1 protein-coding gene is annotated in these 1318 nt (G+C 65.8%); it reads right to left on the reverse strand.

Annotation, left to right across the window (positions count from 1 at the left end):
- Positions 1–17: 17 nt before the first annotated feature.
- Positions 18–1073, reverse strand: a complete 1056-nt coding sequence (locus tag ACJH5R_RS22905; RefSeq protein WP_406760148.1) for an IS110 family transposase — start codon at positions 1071–1073, stop codon at positions 18–20.
- Positions 1074–1318: the final 245 nt, after the last annotated feature.

The following is a 1318-nucleotide window of genomic DNA, read 5'->3' on the forward strand; positions in this document are numbered from 1 at the left end:
CGTGCATTGCTCCTATGTCAAGCGGCGGCTAGGTCGTGGGTTTGTGGTGGGGTGTGATTGTCGGTGAGCAGGCGTTTATAGACCACGCGGGCGAGTCGGCGTTTGAGGCAGCGAAGGGCCTCCCTGCTGGAGTCTCCTTGGGTTAGTCGCTTGCGGTAGTAGATCTGGCCGGGGCTGTCGGCGAGGCGGATCTGGGTGATTGCGATGCGGTGCAGTGCAGCGTTGAGTTGGCGGTTGCCCGAGCGGGTCAGTCGGACTCGGCCCGCGGTGTTGCCCGACCACACTGGGATCGGTGCGGTGCCACTGTGGCGGGCGAAGCTGGCTTCGGAGGTGAATCGGGTGATCCCTGCGGTTTCGGCGACGAGTTTGGCCGCGGTCAGGTCCCCGCAGCCGGGCAACGCCAGCAGTGCTGGGGCTGCCTGGGTGACGCGGTCGCTGATCCGGACGGTGAGTGCGTCGATCGCTTCAGTGAGTCGGGTGACGTCGGCCAGTTCGTCGCGGGCGATCTCGGCCAGCAGCCCGGGCTGAGTGCACAGCCACTGGGCCAGCTGTGCGCACGGGCGTGCGCGGTGCAACGATCCCCGCGGGGGCTCGGCGGCCGGATCGAGGTCATGAACGCGTTCGCGCAGCCGGTTGATTGTCGCAGTGCGTTGCGCGACAAGGTCTTCACGGCGATCGGTCAACAATTTCAGTTCCCGCGAGACCTCGTCGTGGGCGGCCATCGGTAGATCCGGATGGCGCAGCACTGCGTGCGCGACGGCCAGTGCGTCGATCGGATCGGACTTGCCGCGAGTGCGTGCTGAGGCCCGGGCCTGGGCCATCAACTTCGGTGCTACCCGCACCACCTGCTGGCCTGCGGTGAGCAGGTCGCGTTCCAGACGGGCCGAGTAGTTGCGGCAGTCCTCGACTCCCCACGTGAGATCGTGCCCGAACTCGACGCGGGCCCACCGCAACGCCTTGCGATGACCGGTCGTGGTGGCTGCGACGGTTTTCTCGCCGAGCTTGCGCCCGATCTCGTTGACCGCCACGAACGTGTGGCTGCGCTTGTGTACATCGGTTCCGATGACCACCATGGACAGTGCCTTCTTTCATCTCGACGGGAGGCAAGGAAGGTCGGGCCGGCCGGTGGACACATCTCAGTCGGGGCGGTGCCACGCTCCTATCAAGTCACACCGGTCGGTCCTTCCCCGCCTGATGCCGGCACAATGCACGATGGCCAACCCGAAGGTGGCAGTGTTTGCAAGAGCCAGGCACCAGGTGAGAAGAACCCAACCACCGCAACGCGGCACCGTCGAGACTGACACTGAGTGTTTGCACA

The organism is Mycobacterium sp. SMC-19 (assembly GCF_045310815.1).
Classification (GTDB): Bacteria; Actinomycetota; Actinomycetes; order Mycobacteriales; family Mycobacteriaceae; genus Mycobacterium.

Coding starts and splice junctions, on each gene's coding strand:
- ACJH5R_RS22905 (WP_406760148.1), bottom strand. CDS start 1,073: ATGGTGGTCATCGGAACCGATGTACACAAGCGCAGCCACACGTTCGTG.